Source organism: Mesorhizobium sp. M7A.F.Ca.AU.002.02.1.1 (assembly GCF_003998535.1).
In the GTDB taxonomy this organism is placed as follows: Bacteria; Pseudomonadota; Alphaproteobacteria; order Rhizobiales; family Rhizobiaceae; genus Mesorhizobium; species Mesorhizobium ciceri.
Map to the genome: position 1 here is coordinate 1 of NZ_RZPB01001044.1, position 1,718 is coordinate 1,718.

Consider the following 1,718-nt stretch of genomic DNA (forward strand, 5'->3'; position numbering starts at 1 on the left):
GGCCTCCATGCACGCACCATCGAGGTGCTCGACCAGCGCGGAATTGCTGATCGGTTCCTCTCGCAGGGCCAAGTGAGCCCGGCCGTAGGTTTTCACATGATCCGCCTGGACATCAGCGACTTCCCAACCCGGCACAATTACCTGTTGGCGCTGCGGCAGAACCACATCGAGCGCATCCTGGCCGACTGGGTCGGCGAGTTGAAGGTGCCGATCTATCGTGAACACGAGGTTGCGGGGTTTATCCAGGACGACAGCGGCGTCGACGTCGAACTGTCCACCGGTCACCGCCTGAGGGCCGCATATCTGGTCGGCTGCGACGGAGGCCGCAGCACCATTCGCAAGGCGGCCGGTATCGAGTTCACCGGATGGGATCCGACGATGAGCTGGATGATTGCCGAGGTCGAAATGTCGGAAGAACCGGCATGGGGCTTCCGCAGCAACGCCTCCGGAATTCATGCCCTGGGTAAGATCGAGGACGGCAAGAAGGTTGGCGTCGTGCTGACGGAGCCCCGCCTGGAGGCGCGCGGCGAACCGACGCTACGCGAGCTCAGCGAGGCGCTGGCCGCCATCTATGGCACCGATTTTGGGGTCCACAGCCCGACCTGGCTCTCCCGCTTCACCGACATGACGCGCCAGGCTGCCGCATATCGCGACAGACGCGTGCTGCTGGCCGGCGATGCCGCCCACGTCCATCCGCCGATGGGTGGACAGGGCCTCAACATCGGCGTGCAGGATGCGGTGAACCTTGGATGGAAGCTGGCCCAGGTCATCAAGGGGATATCGCCGGAAAGCCTTCTCGACAGCTATCACGCCGAGCGCCATCCGGTTGCCGCCCGCGTGTTGCGTAACACGATGGCGCAGGTCGCGCTTCGCCGCACGGATGACCGCAGCAAGGCCTTGGCCGACACCGTTGCCGAGTTGCTCGGCATGGATGAACCCCGCAAAAAGATCGCAGCCGAGATGTCCGGCCTGTGTGTCCACTACGACCTCGAAGAGGGGCACCCGCTGCTTGGGCGGCGAATGCCCGATCTCGATCTGACCACCGCCGGCGGACCGTTGCGGGTCTTCACCTTGCTGCACGACGCGCGGCCCGTGCTGCTCAACCTCGGTGAGCCCGGCAGACTGGACATCGCGCCCTGGGCAGAACGGGTTCGGCAGATCGACGCCGGTTACGCCGGTATCTGGGACCTGCCGGCTCTCGGGAGTGTCGTTGCGCCCGACGCGGTCTTGATCCGGCCCGATGGTTATGTGGCTTGGGCCGGGGCGGGAACCCAACGGGGCCTTGTGGGCGCGCTGACCACCTGGTTCGGGCCGCCTGCTGCCGCAGGTTAGCAGACGCGATCGCGCGACCGCCTTGAGAATATTGCGTCGCTTCCTCCGACAGTGCTCCTGACAGTTTGTTGACAGGAGTTTTCAACTGTGCAGACTTGGTTGGACCATTGGACCACTCGGAGGAAATGTGGACCAGAACAGCCTGCCACCCATTCAAATCACGGCGCGCGACGACGCCGTGTTGAAGGCGTTGGTGGGATTTGTTCGCGCCAAAGCCCTGCAGCTGGGCGACAGACTCCCAACCGAACGCATTCTCGCCGAGCGGCTGAAGGTCAGCCGCAACACCGTGCGCGAGGCTCTGACACGCTGGGAAGGGCTCGGCCTCGTCGAACGCCGGCAAGGCAGCGGCACCTATCTCAAGGCGGCTGTTTCGCCTGATATGCTGC

Annotated in this window: 2 protein-coding genes; both read left to right on the top strand. The window is 64.4% G+C overall.

The features are described 5' to 3' along the window. Positions 1-1,332, top strand: a 1,332-nt coding sequence (locus EN879_RS34785; RefSeq protein ID WP_127274654.1) for an FAD-dependent monooxygenase, incomplete at its 5' end; no start/stop codon positions are given. 127 nt (positions 1,333-1,459) lie between these two features. Then, positions 1,460-1,718: GntR family transcriptional regulator (locus EN879_RS34790; RefSeq protein WP_164774792.1), on the top strand; the 259-nt coding region annotated here is incomplete at its 3' end.